The sequence below is a fragment of the Kribbella qitaiheensis genome (assembly GCF_042657745.1).
GTDB classification, from domain to species: Bacteria; Actinomycetota; Actinomycetes; order Propionibacteriales; family Kribbellaceae; genus Kribbella; species Kribbella qitaiheensis.
In genome coordinates, this window is record NZ_JBHSKE010000078.1 from 1 (window position 1) to 18,251 (window position 18,251).

Annotated in this window: 10 protein-coding genes and 1 pseudogene; 3 read left to right on the forward strand and 8 right to left on the reverse strand. The window is 65.7% G+C overall.

The window, feature by feature from the left end:
• Positions 1–202: 202 nt before the first annotated feature.
• The gene (locus tag ACFPJ1_RS40985; RefSeq protein WP_380111801.1) at positions 203–403 is read left to right on the forward strand and encodes a hypothetical protein; all 201 of its coding nucleotides are present in this window, start codon (positions 203–205) and stop codon (positions 401–403) included.
• Between the two features lie 136 nt (positions 404–539).
• On the opposite strand, the gene ACFPJ1_RS40990 is transcribed toward ACFPJ1_RS40985, so the two are convergent.
• From ACFPJ1_RS40990 to ACFPJ1_RS41010, 5 genes are all read right to left on the reverse strand, one after another.
• Positions 540–1,970, reverse strand: coding sequence for a phage integrase central domain-containing protein (locus ACFPJ1_RS40990; RefSeq protein WP_380111802.1), 1,431 nt, complete (start codon positions 1,968–1,970; stop codon positions 540–542).
• 1,552 nt (positions 1,971–3,522) lie between these two features.
• Positions 3,523–4,236 (reverse strand): hypothetical protein, encoded by a 714-nt coding sequence (locus tag ACFPJ1_RS40995; protein ID WP_380111804.1) that lies wholly within the window; start codon positions 4,234–4,236, stop codon positions 3,523–3,525.
• Positions 4,221–4,514 carry a hypothetical protein gene (locus ACFPJ1_RS41000; protein WP_380111805.1) on the reverse strand — a complete coding sequence of 98 codons (294 nt, stop codon included), beginning with the start codon at positions 4,512–4,514 and terminating at the stop codon, positions 4,221–4,223. The genes ACFPJ1_RS40995 and ACFPJ1_RS41000 overlap by 16 nt, the downstream gene beginning before the upstream one ends.
• Positions 4,515–4,579: 65 nt before the next feature.
• Positions 4,580–5,149 carry an alpha/beta fold hydrolase gene (locus ACFPJ1_RS41005; RefSeq protein ID WP_380111806.1) on the reverse strand — a complete coding sequence of 190 codons (570 nt, stop codon included), beginning with the start codon at positions 5,147–5,149 and terminating at the stop codon, positions 4,580–4,582.
• A gap of 216 nt (positions 5,150–5,365) precedes the next feature.
• Entirely contained in the window at positions 5,366–5,527 is a 162-nt protein-coding gene (locus ACFPJ1_RS41010) for a hypothetical protein (protein ID WP_380111807.1), read from the reverse strand.
• Positions 5,528–5,706: 179 nt separating this feature from the next.
• On the opposite strand from ACFPJ1_RS41010, the pseudogene ACFPJ1_RS41015 reads away from it, so the two are divergent.
• Both ACFPJ1_RS41015 and ACFPJ1_RS41020 read left to right on the forward strand, forming a co-directional pair.
• Positions 5,707–6,370: pseudogene (locus ACFPJ1_RS41015) on the forward strand (transposase); the annotation flags it as partial.
• A 181-nt stretch (positions 6,371–6,551) separates the two neighbouring features.
• Positions 6,552–15,350: a DNRLRE domain-containing protein gene (locus tag ACFPJ1_RS41020; RefSeq protein WP_380111808.1), complete on the forward strand. Its 8,799-nt coding sequence runs from the start codon at positions 6,552–6,554 to the stop codon at positions 15,348–15,350.
• 504 nt (positions 15,351–15,854) lie between these two features.
• On the opposite strand, the gene ACFPJ1_RS41025 is transcribed toward ACFPJ1_RS41020, so the two are convergent.
• From ACFPJ1_RS41025 to ACFPJ1_RS41035, 3 genes are all read right to left on the reverse strand, one after another.
• The gene (locus ACFPJ1_RS41025; protein ID WP_380111809.1) at positions 15,855–16,460 is read right to left on the reverse strand and encodes a DUF4291 domain-containing protein; all 606 of its coding nucleotides are present in this window, start codon (positions 16,458–16,460) and stop codon (positions 15,855–15,857) included.
• An 11-nt stretch (positions 16,461–16,471) separates the two neighbouring features.
• A complete protein-coding gene (locus ACFPJ1_RS41030) occupies positions 16,472–16,876 on the reverse strand; it encodes a helix-turn-helix domain-containing protein (protein WP_380111810.1) in 405 nt (134 codons plus the stop codon).
• Between the two features lie 610 nt (positions 16,877–17,486).
• The gene (locus ACFPJ1_RS41035) at positions 17,487–18,074 is read right to left on the reverse strand and encodes a WD40 repeat domain-containing protein (RefSeq protein WP_380111811.1); all 588 of its coding nucleotides are present in this window, start codon (positions 18,072–18,074) and stop codon (positions 17,487–17,489) included.
• Positions 18,075–18,251 lie beyond the last annotated feature (177 nt).

Below are 18,251 nucleotides of genomic sequence, written 5' to 3' on the forward strand. Positions count from 1 at the left end.
GCGCTCAGCGCCTAACCAACCAGAGGATCACGCGACACAACCGCTACACCACCCCGCTGGACTTGACCTGCGTGACCCGCCGCCGACATCACCTATGTAGCAGAACGCGAACTTGGTTTCTGATCTCCTGCACGATGTCGTCGACCGGGTTGGCGATGTTGATTGTCGCGGCCATGCTGACGAACATGATCGCGGAGACGATGTGCGCGAGCGTCGCGGCGTCGTCGGAGCTGATGCGCTCGTTTCGCTGTCGGGCAAGAAGCTCAAGCAGCCCTTCGCGATCCGGCCGGCCGACGGATCGACGACGCTGGCGCTGGCGGGGCTGTACGAGGTCTGGTACGACAAGTCGCTCCCCGACGACGACCCGAATCGGGTCATCCCGACGGAGGCTGGCAGGCGATGAGAGATGCTGATCATCGATGGGTGATGAACCCGCAGGTCAGACGCACATTCACTGCAGCCGATGACTGCAGCGGGCGAGCGGTGCAAAGATCCTCGACCTCTTCGGTACTTCGGAGCAGCGGATTGCTGTGTGGGCCTCAGGGGAGGTCGGGGTCTTCGAAGGCTCGTTGGAGGGCTTGGGTGGCGGAGGGGTTGGGGGATTTGCGGTCTAGGTAGGTGTCTTGGGTCATGGAGACCCGGGCCTGGCCGAGGTGGTCGGCGATTTGCCGGGCGGTTTGGCCGTCGTTGTCGAGGACGGTGGCTGTGGTTTTGCGGAAGGCGTGGGAGGTGATCCAGGCGAGGGTGTCTGAGGGTGCTGGTGCGGCGGCTTGGTCGACCTGGGCGAGGAGAGTTGCGGCTTCGTCGTCTCGGATGTTGTAGGCGCGCAGGAGGGTGGTCGCCAGCTCTCGGTCGACCTTGGTGCGGCCGGTCTCGATGAGTTCGATCTTGGTCAGGGGCCAGTCGAGCGCCTGGGCTACGTCCTTGCGGGTCATGGCTGATTCGCGGCGGGCGGCGCGGAGTGAGAGGCCGAGGTCGCGGCGGGCGGTGCTGCCGACGGGTGCGAGGGCTTCACGTAGGGAGCGGCGGACGTGAGAGGGATCTCGGAAGCCTCCGAGCGTGTCGGCGAAGATTGGTTCGTCGAGGCGGGCTCCGGCGGCGAACCGGGCACGCAGGATGGCGAGTGTCCAGTCGGGTAGGCCGAGTTCGCGTTGACCTGCTCTTGATTTGGTGGTCTTACGGAGCAGTCCTTCGCCTGTGATGCGCACGACGGTGTGGGTGATCTTGACCTTGCCGGTGTCGAGATCGGCTTGGGACCAGAGAACGGCCAGGGCTTCGCCGATGCGTACGCCTGTTCCGAGCATGAAGGTGACCAGGTCCGGTAGGTCGGCGCGAACGGCTCGCTCGTCGGTTCTGAGGTGCTTCCTCAGGAGCTGGACTTCCTCCGCGGTCAGGGCTCGGGGGAGCTTCTTGGTGTCGTGTTCGATGCGGTCGACTTCTCGCACAGGGTTGACGGTGATGGCGCCGTAGCGGACGGCGAGGCCCATCACGCCGGAGATGATGCTGCGGCTGGTCCGGGCTGTCGGGGCGCCGGCGCGCTTCTTGATCTCGGAGATCACGCTGTCGATGCGGGGCGTGGTGGCTTCACCGATGCGGACCTCGCCGAGTGCGGGGAGGACGTGGTTCCGGATGGAGCGCCGATAGGTGTCCAGTGAGCTCGGAGACCGCTGACCTCCGGCGACGAGTTCCGCGAACTTTTCCTCCCAGATTTCGATCGCCTGCCGGATGCGGTGCATTGCGGTCAGCTCGCCCGCTTGACTGGCCCGGGCGCGGTCCTTGAGCTTCTTCAGCAGGTTGGTCTCGGCGGCCGTCTTGGTCTTGCCGAACGCAGACACGGGCCGGGTCTTGCCATCGTGGTCGCGGTACTTCGCCTGTGCGCGGTGGCTGGTTGGCCGGCCCTTCTCGTCGGTCTTCTCGACGCGGGTGTGAATGCGTCCCCAGGTACCGATGGGCAGTGGTGCTCTCGCCATGTCAGGCCCCCAACGTCAGCTGTCGGTGGCTGCTCAACGTCTCGGCTGTCGGAGACTCCGCGGGGAGGGTATGAGGCCGCAGGCGCTGTGACTCACAGTCACGACCTGGCCGAGGCTGAAGTGGTGTGTGTGGGTGCCGAGATGTTGCCGGGCCGCTGCGGCCCACCTGGCCGCGGCGGGGGTGCGAGGGCGACGTCCGAGGGCGAAAGGTCGCGTAAAGGTCACGCTGGAAGCACAAAGGCCCAGGAGCAGATTGCGATGTCTGCCTGGGCCTCGATGCTGGTGCGCCGCCAGGGACTCGAACCCCGAACCCGCTGATTAGCAGCCCAGAGTGGCCACAACCTGCCACTGATTGCCAAAATGTCGCCTGACCTGGGCGTTCACCCGACTGTACTTTGCAACGTATGCCGTACTCCTTCACCGATGTCCGTTGATTAGGGTGCGTTAAGAGGTGCGCAGTTTCAGTCACAGGGCGAACTCTGGCTGCAATGGGCGGTCTCATTCAAGTGGCCTGTATAAGCGCCCAGGCTCCTTCTGTGACTGAGCGTGTCGGGTTAGATGGTGATCTTCAGTTGGGGGTGTGCGGCGCGTGGTGAGGGGAGGGCGGCTGCTGCTGCTGACAACGGCTGTCGTGATCGCGGCGCTGGCTGCGACAGTGCTGACGGTTGCAGCGAATGTGGCCACGGGTGGTGCGGCGCCATGGTTTCCGGCCATTGTGCGGCATCCGTGTGGTGGACTGGTGGCGCGACCCTGGCTGGCGCTGTCGCTGCCCTGCTGGTGTGGGGTGCGCAGCGAGGGTACGAGCGTGCTTGTCTATGGTCGTGCCTGCATCTCAGCGTCCGGAGTCATGGGTTGTCGACCGGCTGGCGGAACTGAAGCAGATCGTGCAGGCGCTACGCCGCCGGCGCGGCACGGCGACGGTGGTAATTACTATGGCGGTGCATGGGCGGGCGGCTTCGGCAAGACAACGATCGCGCGGCTAGTCCGCTCGGATCGTCGGATGCTGCGACGGTCCCACGGATTGGGTTCGGTTGCGCCGGGCGGGGATCGTGAAGCTGTCGCGGATGTTGCGGATAGAGGAACAGATCGTGTCGCGCGAGGTGCTCGCGGTCGTGGGACTGCACAAGGAGCAGCGGGCGACAGGGCGGCGGACGGCACGTGGCCAGAACACCTGGAGACGCCTGATGCATCCAGGATCTTGTTCGAGGCAACGGCCAGCAGATCCATGGCACCGCAGTACGACGAAAGCTTTCCCCCTTCCTTCCCCTCACGGAGTCATATCGATGGACTTTGAGCTGGAGGTACTAATCGCCGAGGCGCCCGCAGCATCACCGAGTTCGAGACTGGGCATCCTCGACCGCAATGCCTCGATGATCTTGACTCAGAGGACGGCGTCCATGCCCGCAGGCAGCTCGGTTGGCCTAGATTTCGAGGGCCTCATTGTCCTCGCAGGCAACCGTTGACCAACCTGCAGCCGTTCGCCCTCGGCGAGGTGGGATGGCCCAGTCGAGCTCGTTGCCCTTGACAACCAGCGATACTCCTCGAAGTCGGGTCAGGCTGGTTTGTCTGGCGTAGGAGCCGAGCTCCGGGGCTTCTCGGCGTCGGCGCTCAGCGACTCGACGATGCGCCGTACCAGCCGCTCACTGAAACCCGCCGCGATGGCGAACATTGGCAACCACTTCGCCTCCAGCGGGACGACGCCTGCCTGGATCGCGATGGCCACCACGATGGCAGCCGTCGCGCCGGTGAGAACCCGGGCGATGGTTGCCGAGTACCGGCCGGACGCCAACTCGTAGATCCGCCGGCTGGTTCCCGACGGCAACGCGCCGAGCGCGAAGCTCAGCAGCGCGCCGAGGATGCCGAGAAACCCGATCATCAAGTAGGTCCCGAAGTCATGCAGGACAGTGATGTAGGCGAACTGCGTCGGGCCGAGCACGTCGGCAGCAACGGCAAAGCCCAGCCCGATGAGAAGCGCCGCCAGCAGGACCGTTGCCAGGAGGAGCCGCTGCCCGATCAACCGCAACCGGAGGTAGGTGTTGTGCGAGTGCTCGTCCAGCAGTCGCCGTACCGTGATCAGCACAGCATAAGCCGCCTCCGACGCCTGCCCGTCCGCCACGACGACTGGCTCCGGCGGCTCTACCTTGGGCGGCACGGTCCTCTGGAGCTCCGCTTCGACAATGGCGACGTTCGCTGCGGCGGCGGTGGTTCTCCAGCCGCCGAGTTTCGACGCGCTCTCGCGCTTCAGCGCCGCTATCTCACTGTCCACCTCATGGGCGGAGTAGGCGTAAAACGCTTGCCGCTGAGCGCTGTGCAGGAATTCCCATCCATCGTCGATACGCCCCAGCCGGGCTGCGCGTCGAGCCGCGCACATTTGATGATCGGCGAATTCCGCCAATCCCTCTCCGCCTGAGGCGTCGCCGATTCCTTCAGCGCCTCCAACTCGGCATCGAACAGATCAATCGTCGTCACCAGCCGGCCGAGCCGCGGGCTGTACCGAATCCATCGCTTCCGCGGCGGCCAATCCCCATCCATCTCAGCATTCATCTGCCGAACTCTCCCCACTACCCCCTCTTCCTACGGAGACCTGCCCGAGTCGGATTGTCAAGCCGCTAATGCGTTTGAAACACCCATGTTTTGAGGAGTTCGGAGAACTGTGCTGCGTGTTGCTGGTGAAGGTAGTGGGTGGTGCCTGGCCAGACCTCGATCTCCGAGTCGGCGGTCCAGGCGATGGTGCGGGCGAAGGCCACGCGTACTCGTTGGAGTAGAGGCTGAGGCAGGGCTTGGTGATGATGGGGAGGAAGGCTCTCGCGGCCAGCCGGGCGCGCGGCGATGCTGGTTGGGGTCAGGTACATGGACTCGTAGAGGTCGGCCAGGACTGGGCCGGGGGTGTGGGCCATCTGGGTGCGGGCGGCCAGGTGCAGCGGGGTGCCGTCGGCCCCGGTGAAAGCACGGTCGACGAACTCGACGCCGAAGTCGGTGCCGCGGGTGCGGAGGTCATGGAGTGGGGCCGGACAGCGAGCCATCTCGGCGTCGTCGGCGCCGTACGCGGAGTCGATGACGACGATCGTCTGGACGAGCTCCGAGTGCTGGTCCGCGAGATGTGCGACGCCCTGGCCGACCATGGAGTGGCCGACGGCAACAACTGGCTCGGTGATCGTCGCGGCGAGGTCCTGGACCAACCGTGCAACCGACAGACCGTGCCGGGCCTGCCGACCCCACGGACACCAGGTCACCGGAGCGCTCGCCGTGATGCGCCAGGTCGTCGGAGCGTTCGCCGTGACCGGCCAGGTCCGGTGCTGTCACCTCGGCCCAGGGCTCCACCAGCCTCGTGATCTCGGCCCGCAGCTGATCCGCGAACGGCCGCCACTCCGCAGCCGCGGAAAGTGCCAGCGGGCCTATCCGGTTGGCTGCCCAGGTGGGCGGCGTGCCTTGACTTGGGTGGCGGCAGCTCGCGCGAAGAGCTCCAGCAGGTCCAGGCGGAACTTCCAGCGCTTGGCGATCTTGATCGCCGAGTCGGCCGACTTGGGCGCGGGCTCGTGGGAAGCGGGCCGCCCCACTGCTCGATCACCCAGTCGCTAATGCTTCCACTCAGGGCTTGGAAGACAGCAGAGAGGTGTGGTGCGACACCGAACAGGATGGACATGTGATCAGGGCATCCCACTCGGACTGTCGCACCTCCGCTAGCTCGACAATGCCTCTCACCGTCGGGATGAACTCTGGGAGCCGCCGAGCGGTCGAGTTCGTCGACCGGACCCCGGTGCAGGTGTATGCCGTGCTGCTGGCGCGTGGTGAGTATCTGTGCTGGGTGTCCACGATGTACCGGATCTTGGCGGCGAACGCGCAGGTGAAAGACCGCCGCCGTCTTGCCCGCCATCCGGCCAGGGTCCGTCCCGAGCTGATCGCGACCGGTCCGGGGCAGGTGTTCACCTGGGACATTACGAAGCTGCCCGGTCCGGCAAAGGGCGTCTACTACGACGCTTACGTGATGATCGACATCTACTCCAGGTACGTCGTCGGCGCGCCTGTCCATGTCAGCGAAACCGCCGTCCTGGCAGAGGAAATGATGCGTGAGGTCTTCACGATCCACGGGATCCTGCAGGTCGTGCACGCCGACCGGGGCACCTCGATGACCTCGAAAACCGTCGCGGCCCTGCTCGCCGACCTCGGCGTCACCCGGTCTCACTCCCGGCCCGGGTGTCGAACGACAACCCGTTTTCCGAGGCGTGGTTCAAGACCTTGTACGCGCCGGTGTTTCCCGACCGGTTCGGATCGGTGTGCAGCACGCCAGGACGTTCATCGTCGAGTTCACCCAGATCTACAACCATGACCACCACCACACCGGTATCGGGCTGCACACCCCCGCCGACGTCCACTACGGCCTCGCAGCGGCCAACGCAGCCCTGGCCGCGCCTCCCGTGGGCTGTATAACACGGTCGGGTCGGCCGGCGGGTCGCTGCTGGCGCGTCGTCGCAACAACATGCAACTGAGTTGCCACGGTGAGTGTTCAGCAGGTACAAATCTTCTTGACTTCGCCGGTGGTACTCGGGGTGCGCCGGATTCCCGCCCAGCTTTGGAGTGTCGATGCGCCGCGCCCACAGGTTGCTGACGTCTGCCCTGATCCTGTCTCTCTCGGCATCCCTCGGAGTCCCCGCTTCCGCTCTCGCGCATGCACAGCAGGTCGCGCAACCCGTGCAGGCCGCTGTTCAGCAGGCGCCTCGTGCCGTTGCCGGTCCGCTTGCACCGCCGGCGCCGGCACGGGTCGCCAAGACCTCGTCGACCATCGCAGCCGCGACGGGGAAGCCGGTGCGTGTCCGGGAGCTGGAGGAGCGGCGGACGGCGTCCACCACGAGCTACCGCATGTCGGACGGCACGACGCAGGTCGAGCTGTCCACGGAGCCGGTGCACTACAAGGACTCCAAGGGCAAGTGGCAGGACATCGACACCAAGGTCACTGCCGGCACCGGTGACGACTCGTTCGAGAACGCGAAGAACACCTTCCGGACGCGGTTCGGCAAGTCGAGCGACCGGCTGCTGAGTTTCGAGGCGGATGGGGCGTCGATCAGCCTTGGTGCGGTCGGTGAGAAGCGGCAGTTGACGCCGTTGGTGAAGGACTCGTCGGTGGTGTTCGCGGACGTGTTCGGTACGGCGGACGTGCGGTACTACGTGTCGCGCACCGGGGTGAAGGAGACAGTCGTGCTCACGGCTGCCGCCGATGCCGCGGACGAGTACGCGTTCGAGCTGCGCACCAACGGTCTGACCGCGAAGGTGCAGCCGGATGGGTCGATCGGCTTCTTCAAGAAAAACGGCGACACGCGGCCGAGGTACGTGATCCCGGCGCCGAACATGTACGACTCCTCGGCGCAGAACCGGCTCGGCCAGCCGGGATACTCGGAGAAGATCACGCAGACGATCAGCCAGCAGGGCGGCAAGACGCTGCTCACGCTCAAGCCGGATCAGGCCTGGCTGGCGGCGAAGGAGCGGGTGTTCCCGGTCGCGATCGATCCGACGATCGTGGTCGTGCCGGATCCGGGCACCGCGCAGGACACGTCGATCTCCGAGGCGAACCCGACCGCGACATACGGCACCAACTCGACGGTCCTGGTCGGCGATGACCTGAGCCACAACACCTGGCGGGGTCTGCTGAAGTTCGACACGTCGATGATCCCGACCACGACGACGATCCGGTCCGCTGATCTGAACATGCATTACGGTGCGGGGTTCGCTGCGGACGTGAAGCTGCCGTTCGCGGCGGTGAAGGTCACTTCGGGTTGGTCGGAGGCCACGGCGACGTGGTCGTCGATGAACGCGGCGTGGAACGGCACGTATGCCACCAACAAGGTGACGGTGGACGATCAGGACACGTTGTCGTCGTCGTATGAGGGTCTGTGGAAGGACCAGCACAACGACGATGCGATCAACGATTCGTTCTCGTATGCGCCGACTGGCACGAGCCCGGATGCGTTCACGTGGGACGCGCGGGTGCCGAGCGAGGGTGACTACCAGGTGCAGGGGCACTACTTCCCGTCGAGTGTGCGGGGCAAGTTGCCGACGACGCTGACCGGTGCGACGGCCGATGGTCAGGTGACGACGCAGAACGTGACGTGGAACCAGACGATCGGCACGGCGGCGGGCGACTGGTACACGTTGGGCACGATCCACGCGCGGCCCGGTAACACGACGCGGGTGAAGATCACTCGCGAGCAGTCCGGGGTGGCGACGATCCCGGTCGCGGATGCGATGTTGTGGACGAAGTACTCCACTGCGACGAAGCAGGCCGGCGACCGGGATGGGTGGCACTCGTACGCGCTGGGCAGCTATGTGCAGTCGTGGGTGAACAATCCGGCGTCGAACTTCGGGGTGATGCTGAAGGCTGTCGACGAGGTCCCGGCGACGGCGCCGGCCGGTGGCCTGTACTACACCGCGAGCGAGGCGACGCTCGGCGGGGAGACCGCGGCGCGGCCGAACCTGGTGATCACCTACGACGAGCCCGGCGTGACGCTGAACCCGCCGTCGACGATCAACGCGTCGGGTGCGGAGTTGTCGTGGAGCAAGTACGTCGATCCGACGCCGGCCGATGACGACGACCTGGTCGAGTACCAGATCTTCCGGGGCTGCCGCGCCCTGCCGGCGAACGGCTGCGCCTCGCCGGTGGGTGACTACTTCTCGACGACCTCTCCGGGCTCGCTGGAGCCGGTCGGGACGGTCGCACCGGACGTGACATCGTTCACTGACGACACGGCGAAGCCGTCGACTGCGACCGACCCGGCGACGTACAACTACTGGGTCGTGGCCCGCACGGTGGGTGACGGGGCGTCGAACGGCCAGGCCGCGTCGAACGTGCAGACTGTCACGATGCCGCGCGAGGGCCGCATCATGCAGTCCTTCAGCGGCGACATCACCAGCGGCATCTCCGACACCACGCTGAGCAAGACCCAGCCGACGGTGAACCTACAGCGTCCGGACGGTGGCAGCACCAACACCCGGTATTGGGTGCAGGTCGGCAACAACCACCCGACCTACGGCGACGAGCGCGGCGTGTTCGAGTTCGACACGTCGGCCATCAAGCAGGGCACGAAGGTCACCGACGCGCGGGTGGAGCTGTTCTCGAACTACGGCTCCGGCTCCGGGCGCGCGGACTTCGACCTGCACGCGTTGACCCGGCCGTTCAAGGAGGACCAGGCGACCTGGAATCAGGCCGATTCGACGATCAACTGGACCGCTCCGGGCGGTGACTACGACACGACGATGCTGGCGTCGGTCCGCCCCGACGGCAACGCGCAGCGCTTGACGTTCGCGCCAACCGTCGGCAACACGAGCCTGCTGACAAAGGTGCAGACGTGGGTCGACAACCCGGGCGACAACCACGGCCTGCTGCTGAGAACACGCGACGAGGCAGCCGGCGCGACGGGCCAGCAGTTGATCAGCATCACGAACGGCGAGTCGCCCGACAAACTGTTCCAGCCCAGGTTGTGGATCGAACACCTGGCCAAGAACGAGGCCGAGACCTATCGGGCCGACGAGATGCCGGAGCGGTTCGTCCCGGGCACCACGATCACCACGCCGGTCACGGTCACGAACACGACCAACCAAACCTGGCCCGCCGGGCTGCAGCTGTCCTACCGGTGGACCGAGCCGGGCAGCACCACCGACATCACGGTGTCCGGGGACCGCAACTTCGTGCCGCTGGGCAAAGCCCTGGCCCCGGGTGAGTCGGTGCCTCTGAAGTTGCCGATCCGCACGCCGATCAACTCCGACACCGGCACCAAGCGCCTGGCCTACGACATCTACCTGGATCTGTCGACCGGCGATGACTGGTTCTCCAAGACCAACCCGCCGTCGTCGAACACCACGCGGCCGTCCCAGGGCTGCGCGGTCGTCACCACCGGGTACCTGTGTGTGAACCGCTACGTCGAGGACCCGGGCTCGAACCAGTTGGGTCTGGAGAAGTTCTTGTCCTACACGGGCGAGGAGACCGGTGGCGGTTCGCAGTTGCTGGCGAACCTGTACTCCGGTAACGCTGTCTGGTCCTACGACGCGTTGTCGAACCCGTCGATCGGGCCGTCGGCGTTCGTGCGGCTCGCATATAACAGCATGGACGGCACCAACCCGCGGGCTGGGTTCGGGTTCTCCGTCCAGGCGGCCACGCTCACCCGGCTCGGCAGTGATCTTTCGGTGCCGACCGGCGGCAGTGTCAACAACCTGATGACGTTCATCGACGGCGACGGCACGACCCACACCTACAAGCTCGCCACCGAGACGGCCAGCCTGTTGACCTACACCCGCCCGCCCGGCGTCGGCCTGGACCTGACGCGTGACCTGACCGCCGACGCGGCTCACCAGTGGGTGTTCACCCGGCCGGACGGCACCCGGTTCTACTTCAACCAAGACACCGGGCGGCAGACGTCGGTGGTGGACCGCAACGGCAACACCATGTCGTTCGCCTACGACATCTCCGGCCGGTTGACCACGGTCACCGACGCCCGCAACCGGCAGGTTCTGACGCTGGGCTACGAGCCCGGGGGTGCCAGGAAGCTGGTGTGGATCCGCGACCTCTCGGGGCGGGCGCTGAAGTTCAACTACAACACCTCCTCGCAGTTGACCCGGCTCGAGGACGGCGGTGCCTTCGACCCTGGTACGGCGACGTTCGGGGCGGGCGCGCCGGTGAAGGCGTTTCAGTTCGCTTACACGGATGCTTCGAACAACTCGAACACGAAACTGATCTCGGTGAAGGACCCGCGGAACGCCGAGACGAAGGTGCAGTACTACACCTCGACCGAGAACTCGTCGTACGCGTCGTGGCCGAAGAACTACACCGACCGCCGCGGCAACAACACCACGTTCTCGTACGCCGACCCGGACGGTTCGGCCGCCAAGGACATCATCGCCACGGTCAGCGACGTCAACGGCGGTACGCCGTCGGTGACGACGTACCGGATGGACGGGTACGGCCGCACCACCAGCATCCTGGACGCGAACCAGAACGCCACCGGAGGTACCAAGGCCACGTTGCTGGCGTGGGACAGCGACCACAACGTGATTCGGCTGCAGGAACCCAACGACGCTGTGTCGACGTGGGAGTACGACCCGAAGACCGGGTATCCGCTGATCGTGAAGGACGCGATGGCGGTCAAGAACGGTCTGCCGGGTGTGGTGCTGACCTACCAGACGCTGACCACTGGCGCGAAGCCGACCGTGCTGCTGTCGAAGAAGAGCGCCGCCGGTCGCACTGACACGTTCACCTACGACGCGAACGGCAACATCAAAACTGTCAAGAACGGCCGCGGCTACGGGCCGACCTACACCTACAACCCCAACGGCACCCTCGCCACGGCCACCGACGCGCGGGGCAACGCGACGCAGTACGGCGCCGATTCCAACTACGACCCCAGCGGCTATCCGCTGTCGATCACCGATCCTGAACTGGCCAAGACCGAGTTCCTGTATGACGCCCGCGGCAACGTGGTCCAGGTCAAGGACGCGTTACTGCGGTTGACGACTGCGGAGTACGACGCGTTCGGCCGGCCGGCCAAGGTCACCACGCCCTACGACGCGACCCAGACCCCCGCGGTGACCCGCACCACCCAGACGGAGTACGACCTCAACGACAACGTCACGAAGGAGACTGCCCCTAACGGTGCGGAGTCGGTGTCGACGTTCGATGCCGCGGACAACTTGTTGACCAAGACGCTGCCGGACAACAACAACACCACCGGGCGGCAGCTCGTCTACACCTACGACGTGCTCGGCCGCAAGGTCACCGAGACCGCGCCGAAGGGCGTCGCGTCGACGACGGACCCGAACGACTTCGTCACGAGGTACACGTTCGACCGGATCGGTCAGGTGCTGAAGGTCGAGACGCCGTTCGTCGATTCGGACGGATCCACGAAGACGCCGACCACGACGTTCGAGTACGACCTGGTCGGCAACCAGGTCACGGTGATGGACCCGCTGCGGAACGCTTCCCCGGCGACCGACTACACGTCGAAGACGGTCTACGACCTGAACCACCGGCCGACCGCGGTCACCGACGCGGCCGGCTACACCAGCAAGACGGTGTACGACGCCGACGGCCTGGTGACGTCGGAGATTAACCAGACCGGGCACGCGAAGACGACCAAGTACGACGAGGCCGGTCAGCCGATCGAGGTCAGCGTTCCGCACACCCCGATCGGAGGGCACCAGGAGCAGCGGGTGACCAAGCTGACCTATGACGAGGTCGGCAACGTGACCCGTCAGACCCGGCCTAGTGGCAGGTATTCCGAGACGGTGTACGACAAGACCAACCGGCCGGTCCAGAAGAAGGGCGCGTTCGACACCGCGACCACTCTCTACAAGACGCCGTCCAGCACGTTTATCCAGTACTACCCGACCGGCGAGATCAAGGCCCAGTCCGAACCGACCTTCGCCGCCACGGCTCCACCGGCGTCGCAGTGGACGAACTTCACCTACTACGGGTCCGGTGACATCAAGACCTCCACCGATACGTGGCAGATCACCGCGACGTACGGATACAACCCGCTCGGGCAGCAGACCAACCGCACCCTGACCGTGCCCGGCGACGACGCCAAACGGACGCAGGCCTTCGGTTACTACCCGGACGGTGCGCTGGCGTCGCGTTCGGACACGGCGGCGCAGCAGCCGGTGGATGTGATCGACAACGCCGACGCGTGGCAGACCACGTCGACCGGCACCTGGGCCACCGTCACCGGTGGTACCAACACCCAGGGGGCGAACTACCGCACTCACCCGGCCGCCGCGGTCGGGACACCGGCCGCCAGCGACACCTTCAACTGGCGGGTCCTGCCCGACGTCGCAGGCTCGTTCGATGTCTATGCCTCGTGCCCGGTGCGTACGGACGCGAGCACGGCCGCGACGTACACGATCAACCACTCCACCGGCGCGGCCACGAAGACGGTTGACCAGAAGGCCTGCACCGCGGCCACGCCGTGGGTCAACCTCGGCAACTACTCGTTCCCGAACGGTGTCGCCAAGACCATCACCTTGAAGCCGGCGACCGCAGGTGTGGTGGCCGCGGACGCGATCAAGCTGGTGTCGACGAGCCCGGTGGCGTCGCGGTCGTTCACCTACAACTACGACCTGAACGGTCAGCAGAGCGAGGTCAAGGACAACAACCCGAACGCGGCGACCGACACGTTCAAGGTCACCACCGACGGCCTGGCCCGCACCACGCAGGTACAGGAGCTCAAGGGCTCCACCAACAAGGCGAAGACCGACTACACCTACGACCTCGACTCCAACGTGTTGTCGACCAACGCGCAGCGCGACCCGGACGCGAACACCGTGGGTGTGACGCGCTACACCGCCTACACCTGGGACGTCCGCAATCTGGTCGACACGGTCAAGGCCGGCGCCACCGCGGCGGGTCCGCTGGACACCTGGTCCTACACCTACGACCCCCGTGGTCTGCGTTCGACGGTCACCAAGCCGAACCGCAACCTGGCGACGTTCACCTACCACGAGGACGGCCTGCCCCGGATCCAAACCGAGAAGACCAGCGGCGGCCAGCTCGTCTCGTCACACTCGCTGCGCTACAACCCCGACGGCGACCGCTCCCAAGACGTCGAGAAGGTCCTCCAAGCGGGTACGTCGCAGTACCTGGATCAGGCATCCAGCTACACCTACACACCCGCCCGGCAACTCGCCGCCGTCGGCAAGACCGGTGTCGACAAGGGCGACAACGAGTCCTACGAATACGACGCGGCCGGCAACACCACCAAGCAAACCATCGGCGCCACGGTGTCGACGATGACCTACGACCGCAACCGCCTGATCAAGACCGTCACCGGTGCGACGACACTCAACCAGCGCTACGACCCGTTCGGGCGTTCCACCACCACCGATGTTGGTGCGCAGGTGGTGGAGCAGAACGCCTACGACGGCTACGACCGCCTCGTCCGGCAGCAGAAGTTCGACACCGCCGGCACCCCGACCTTCACCCGCAACCAGATCTACGACCCGTTCGACCGGGTCTCGAGCCAGTCCGAAAAGGTCGGCACCGCGGCGTCCATCAGCACCCGCTACACCTTCGTCGGCCTGGCCGACCAGATAGCCGCCGAGGAAGAGAAAGACACCGCCGGCACCTGGAAGACCTCCAAGTCCTACGCCTACGGTCCAGGGGGCGAGAACCTCTCGCTGGTCGACACCCCCGTCAACACGACCACAACCAAGAAGTCGTACTACGGAACCAACCCCCACGGCGACGTCGAAACCCTGACCGACGCGTCGACGGGCAGCACCACGTCGACGTACCGGTACACCGCCTACGGTCAGACCGACAAGGTCGGCACCACCGGCGATGACGCCATCACCGGGAACCCGAACAGCGACGCGGATGTGGTGAACCCGTATCGGTACAACTCGAGCCGCTTCGACGGTGCGACCGGCACGTATGACATGGGGTTCCGTGAGTACAACCCCGGTCTGAACCGGTTCCTGTCTCGCGACATGTTCGCCGGCGCCCTGCAAGACATGGCGCTCGGGTCGGATCCGTGGAACACCAACCGGTACATGTTCGGCGGCGGCAACCCTGTCAGCCGCGTCGAGCAGAGCGGGCATATGAACCGCGAAGAGACCGCCAGCGGCGGCAACTATGCCTATGACTTGTCGCTGTGCCCGGAGTGCACGATCGCGCCAGACCCATCGAACCCGGGAACCCCGAAGATCGTTGGTGCCTCGAAGGACTCGTTCAACACCGCGGTCGACAACTTCGTCCTCGGTGGGACCGAGGGCATCGTCGAGACAGCCCAGCAGGCAACCCCATTCAACGGCCTGCGCCAAGCTGCGGGTGTCCCGACTGACAGCCAGATCTACCACAGCATGGTCGAGAAGACCGGCGTGGCCGATACGGGGAGCACCAGCTACGACGTCGGCCGCATTGTCGTCCCCATGCTCATCCCCACCGGAGGAGCCGCCGGCACCGGAGCACGAGTTGCCGACAGAACCGCGATCGCCTTGGCCGACAAAGCCGCAGCCAAACTAGCCGACGACGCCGCAAAGAACGTAACGGTGTACCGTGTGGAGGGTGTGGCGAATACCCGGTTGTCGATCGGGACTGCTGGTGATGTCTCCATCCACGGAGACTCCATGCTCTACCTGAATTTCGGCGATAGGGCGCGGGCGCTTGAGTACTTGGCGCAGAAGCAGGCTCAGCCGGGCATGGCTGATGCCGTCTTGAAGTCGTTCGAGGTTCCGCAGTCGTACGCGGATTCGCTCTTCGCGCGCGCCGTCCCCCAGCGCGGCGGGGCTGGGGCGCCGATCCAGCAGGTCGACATCAGGCGTACGGACAGATCACTTGGCCTTGCGTCGTCTGAATTCGCGGACTTGGCCTGCGCGATCATTGCTGGGAGTGGCCGATGCTGACGGGCCGAGAAGAGTTGGAGCGTCTGCGCCCAGGGGTCGGCGTTCCATCTTCGTCCGCACCAGGTCTTGTTGAGGGATTGGTTGTGGAAGCCGATAGTCCTGACGAGGTTGTGGAGCGAGCGCGGTCGGTGATGGGGGCCGTGATCGAAGGTGGCGAGGACGGGCTGGACCCCGAGAATTCGGCGTGGGTCCAGAGGTTGCCTGGGTGGTTCGTCGCGGCATGTTCGCCTGCGCAGACGGCGGATGAGCGGGAGAGGTGGCTGGCCCGTTGGCGTGCGCTTGACCGTGCGGGGAAAGCGCAAGCCGAGGCTGAGCTTGGGTGGACGCTCGTAGATTGGCTTGGTGCCGTCGATTCGCACACGCGGTCGTGGCGCTGGTGGGCTTACGACGGCAGGAGAGTGTTGGTGCTTGTCGATGGTTGGCCTGCCCCCCTTGAGTCCCTGGTCTGGCTGCTGACAGCCGCAGGGGCGCGGTCTGTCGAGCCAGCTGCGAGCGCCTGATTCGTCACTTCCCAGCTGTCGCACCGATGATCCGTGCGAGGTTGTGCGGTATTGGGTAGGGCTGTTCCGGCGGGAGCTCGGTTCTGCCGATGTCGCTCCGTCCGGAGGCGATGTGCTCGTGAATGTCGTGGACGTGGGGTGTGATGTCGTCGATGTGGACGGTCCAGCGGTTGACGTAGTCGTGGGCCGCTGCGCCGCTGAGGCCGACTTGGAGTGAGCGCCACGGGAGGGGCTCGAGTGCGAGGTTCCGCTCGGGGTCCCATTGGACGCGGACAGAGCTGGTTCGCTTGCGCTCTTCCCAGGAAGCGTGGTCGGGATAGACGTCGGGGTCGAAGTGGCTGAGGCAGGCCTGGGACAGGGCTTCCTCGAATCTGGTGCGGGTGATCTTGATGGCTAGGACGTATTCTTGCCCGGGCTTGGTGGCCCACCCGGAGCGATACATCATCCAGAGGAATGAAGGCTTGATCCAGGTCATCCGGTCGAGCTTGAAGGGTGTCCCGTTGAAGGAGTTGTTGGCGGCTGCCGGGATGGCGATTGCCGCGGAGTAGGCCTGGTAGACGGTGATCGTGGCGTCGTCGAAGACGGCTCGCACCTGCCGAGCGGGAGTCATGGTGATGATGCTCAGCTGGCTTGGCCGCTGAATGCTTGACGGGCGTGGTGGCGCAGTAGTGCGCCTTCGACGAAGGCGGCAACATGTTCTTGTTCTTCGGGGGTGAACTGGTTGACGGCTTCGAGCTTGAGCCGCAGCGTGGGGCTTTGGGGGCCGCGTTCGTCGTCGTCGAAGAGGAGTGAGTCAGCGCTGATGTTGAGCGCGAGGGCGACGGCGCGGAGGACGTCGAGGCTGGGCTGACTGGTGCCGGCCTCGTAGCGGCGGATCTGGGTGACGTGGGCGCCGGAGCGGTCGGCGAGCTGCTGCTGGGTGAGCGCCTGAGTCTTGCGTGCCGCTGCGAGGCGGGCGGCGAAGTTGGCGTCGGTCGCGGGTTCGCTTCCGGGTGCGTGCAGAGGGGTCGCTGGTGCCTGAGCCATAGGTGCCGCCTTCGGGTGTCGTTGACGATTCAGAGCAAACTAGATCTAATCTAGCGAGCGAAGTAACGTTCTTGACAGGAGTTGGCCGTGGCGAGGATCCCGACGCAGAGCTGAACAGGCTCAAAGCCGAGGTACCCGTGCAGCGTCTGGTCGAGGCGTCGGCAAGGCGTGAGCGCGACCTTGGGTGGTCGAGACGCAGGGCACCAAACGACGGATATGCATGGGGATCTTGCGCTCGCTGGGAGCGGCCGTGTTGCCAAGCGCTGGTTGAGAGCAGATGCGACGGTGTAGTTCTTCCTCGTAGTGAGAAGGTCGTCGGTTCGATTCCGACAGGCGGCTCCACCCAAACCCCAGGTCATCCCTGAAGGAGCGGGGCCGGTCAAGAGGTGCTTGTGACCGTGCTTTCTGCTTCTCCGCTTGGGTTGGAGGCGCCGAGGTAAGGCGTCGGGGTAGTCAGGCCTCAGGCGTGCCCCGACCGCGCGTGAGGCCTGTCTCACCCGTTGGGCGGACATCGTCCGTGATCGGTCAGGAGATCCGCGACACTGCGTCTGGATCGCCAGGAAGTGCGGGTGGTCGCTGCGTCCCACCCGCGCACCCTGCCCGCGCGCGATCAGGGGCAGGTCTTCTTGTACGGGTGGTCGCCGAACGCGTCCTTCCACTCCTCGGCGGTGAAGTTGCGCCCGACCATCCTGCACGCGTAGGCGAGGGTATGGTCGATGCGGGTGTCCCAGCGGTACACCGAACCGTCGGACGCCGCGATGGCGACGATGTCGTTGCCCTCGGCAAAGACCTGGGCCATGGTCTTCGACCCGGTGCCGGCCGCGATGGTCACGCTGCCGAGCTGCTCGAGCGTGCGTGCGTCCCAGACGCTCATGGTGCCGTCCGCGGCGCCCGACACCAGTCGCGAGCCGTCCGGGGAGAAGCGGATCGACAGTCCCGTGACGGTGCGGTCGGGGATCGGCGACTGCCTGAACTGGCCCGATCGTACGTCGATGGTGAGCACCTCACCACGGGTTCCGGTGACGGCGATGACCCGGCCGTCCGGCGAGTAGGCCGCGGCCCTGACGCCGAGCGGCAGATCGCCCTCCGAGACGATGGTCTCGTTGTCGGTGCGGATGTTCCGCCAGTGCTCGCGGGTGCGTGGGGTGGCGCGAAGCGCTTGCCTAGGGCAACACTGGCAGGGTGGGCAAGCTGGCACCCGACCTGCTCGGGCCGGTTGGACTGGAGTTGGCCCGGGCCGTCGAACAGTTGCCCGGCCAGCACGCCATGCCCGGCGGATCCCGCTACGAATTGAAGTGGGATGGGTTCCTTCACTGAACTAGTCAAGTCTGGCGTGGGTCGTCCCGGGCGCTCCTGTCCTTTGCCAACGCAGCCG

Excerpts from the sequence above, each read along its gene's own strand:
- ACFPJ1_RS40990 (WP_380111802.1), bottom strand. The coding sequence starts at position 1,970 with ATGGCGAGAGCACCACTGCCCATCGGTACCTGGGGACGCATTCACACC.
- ACFPJ1_RS41000 (WP_380111805.1), bottom strand. The coding sequence starts at position 4,514 with ATGAATGCTGAGATGGATGGGGATTGGCCGCCGCGGAAGCGATGGATT.
- ACFPJ1_RS41020 (WP_380111808.1), top strand. The coding sequence starts at position 6,552 with ATGCGCCGCGCCCACAGGTTGCTGACGTCTGCCCTGATCCTGTCTCTC.
- ACFPJ1_RS41025 (WP_380111809.1), bottom strand. The coding sequence starts at position 16,460 with ATGACTCCCGCTCGGCAGGTGCGAGCCGTCTTCGACGACGCCACGATC.
- ACFPJ1_RS41030 (WP_380111810.1), bottom strand. The coding sequence starts at position 16,876 with ATGGCTCAGGCACCAGCGACCCCTCTGCACGCACCCGGAAGCGAACCC.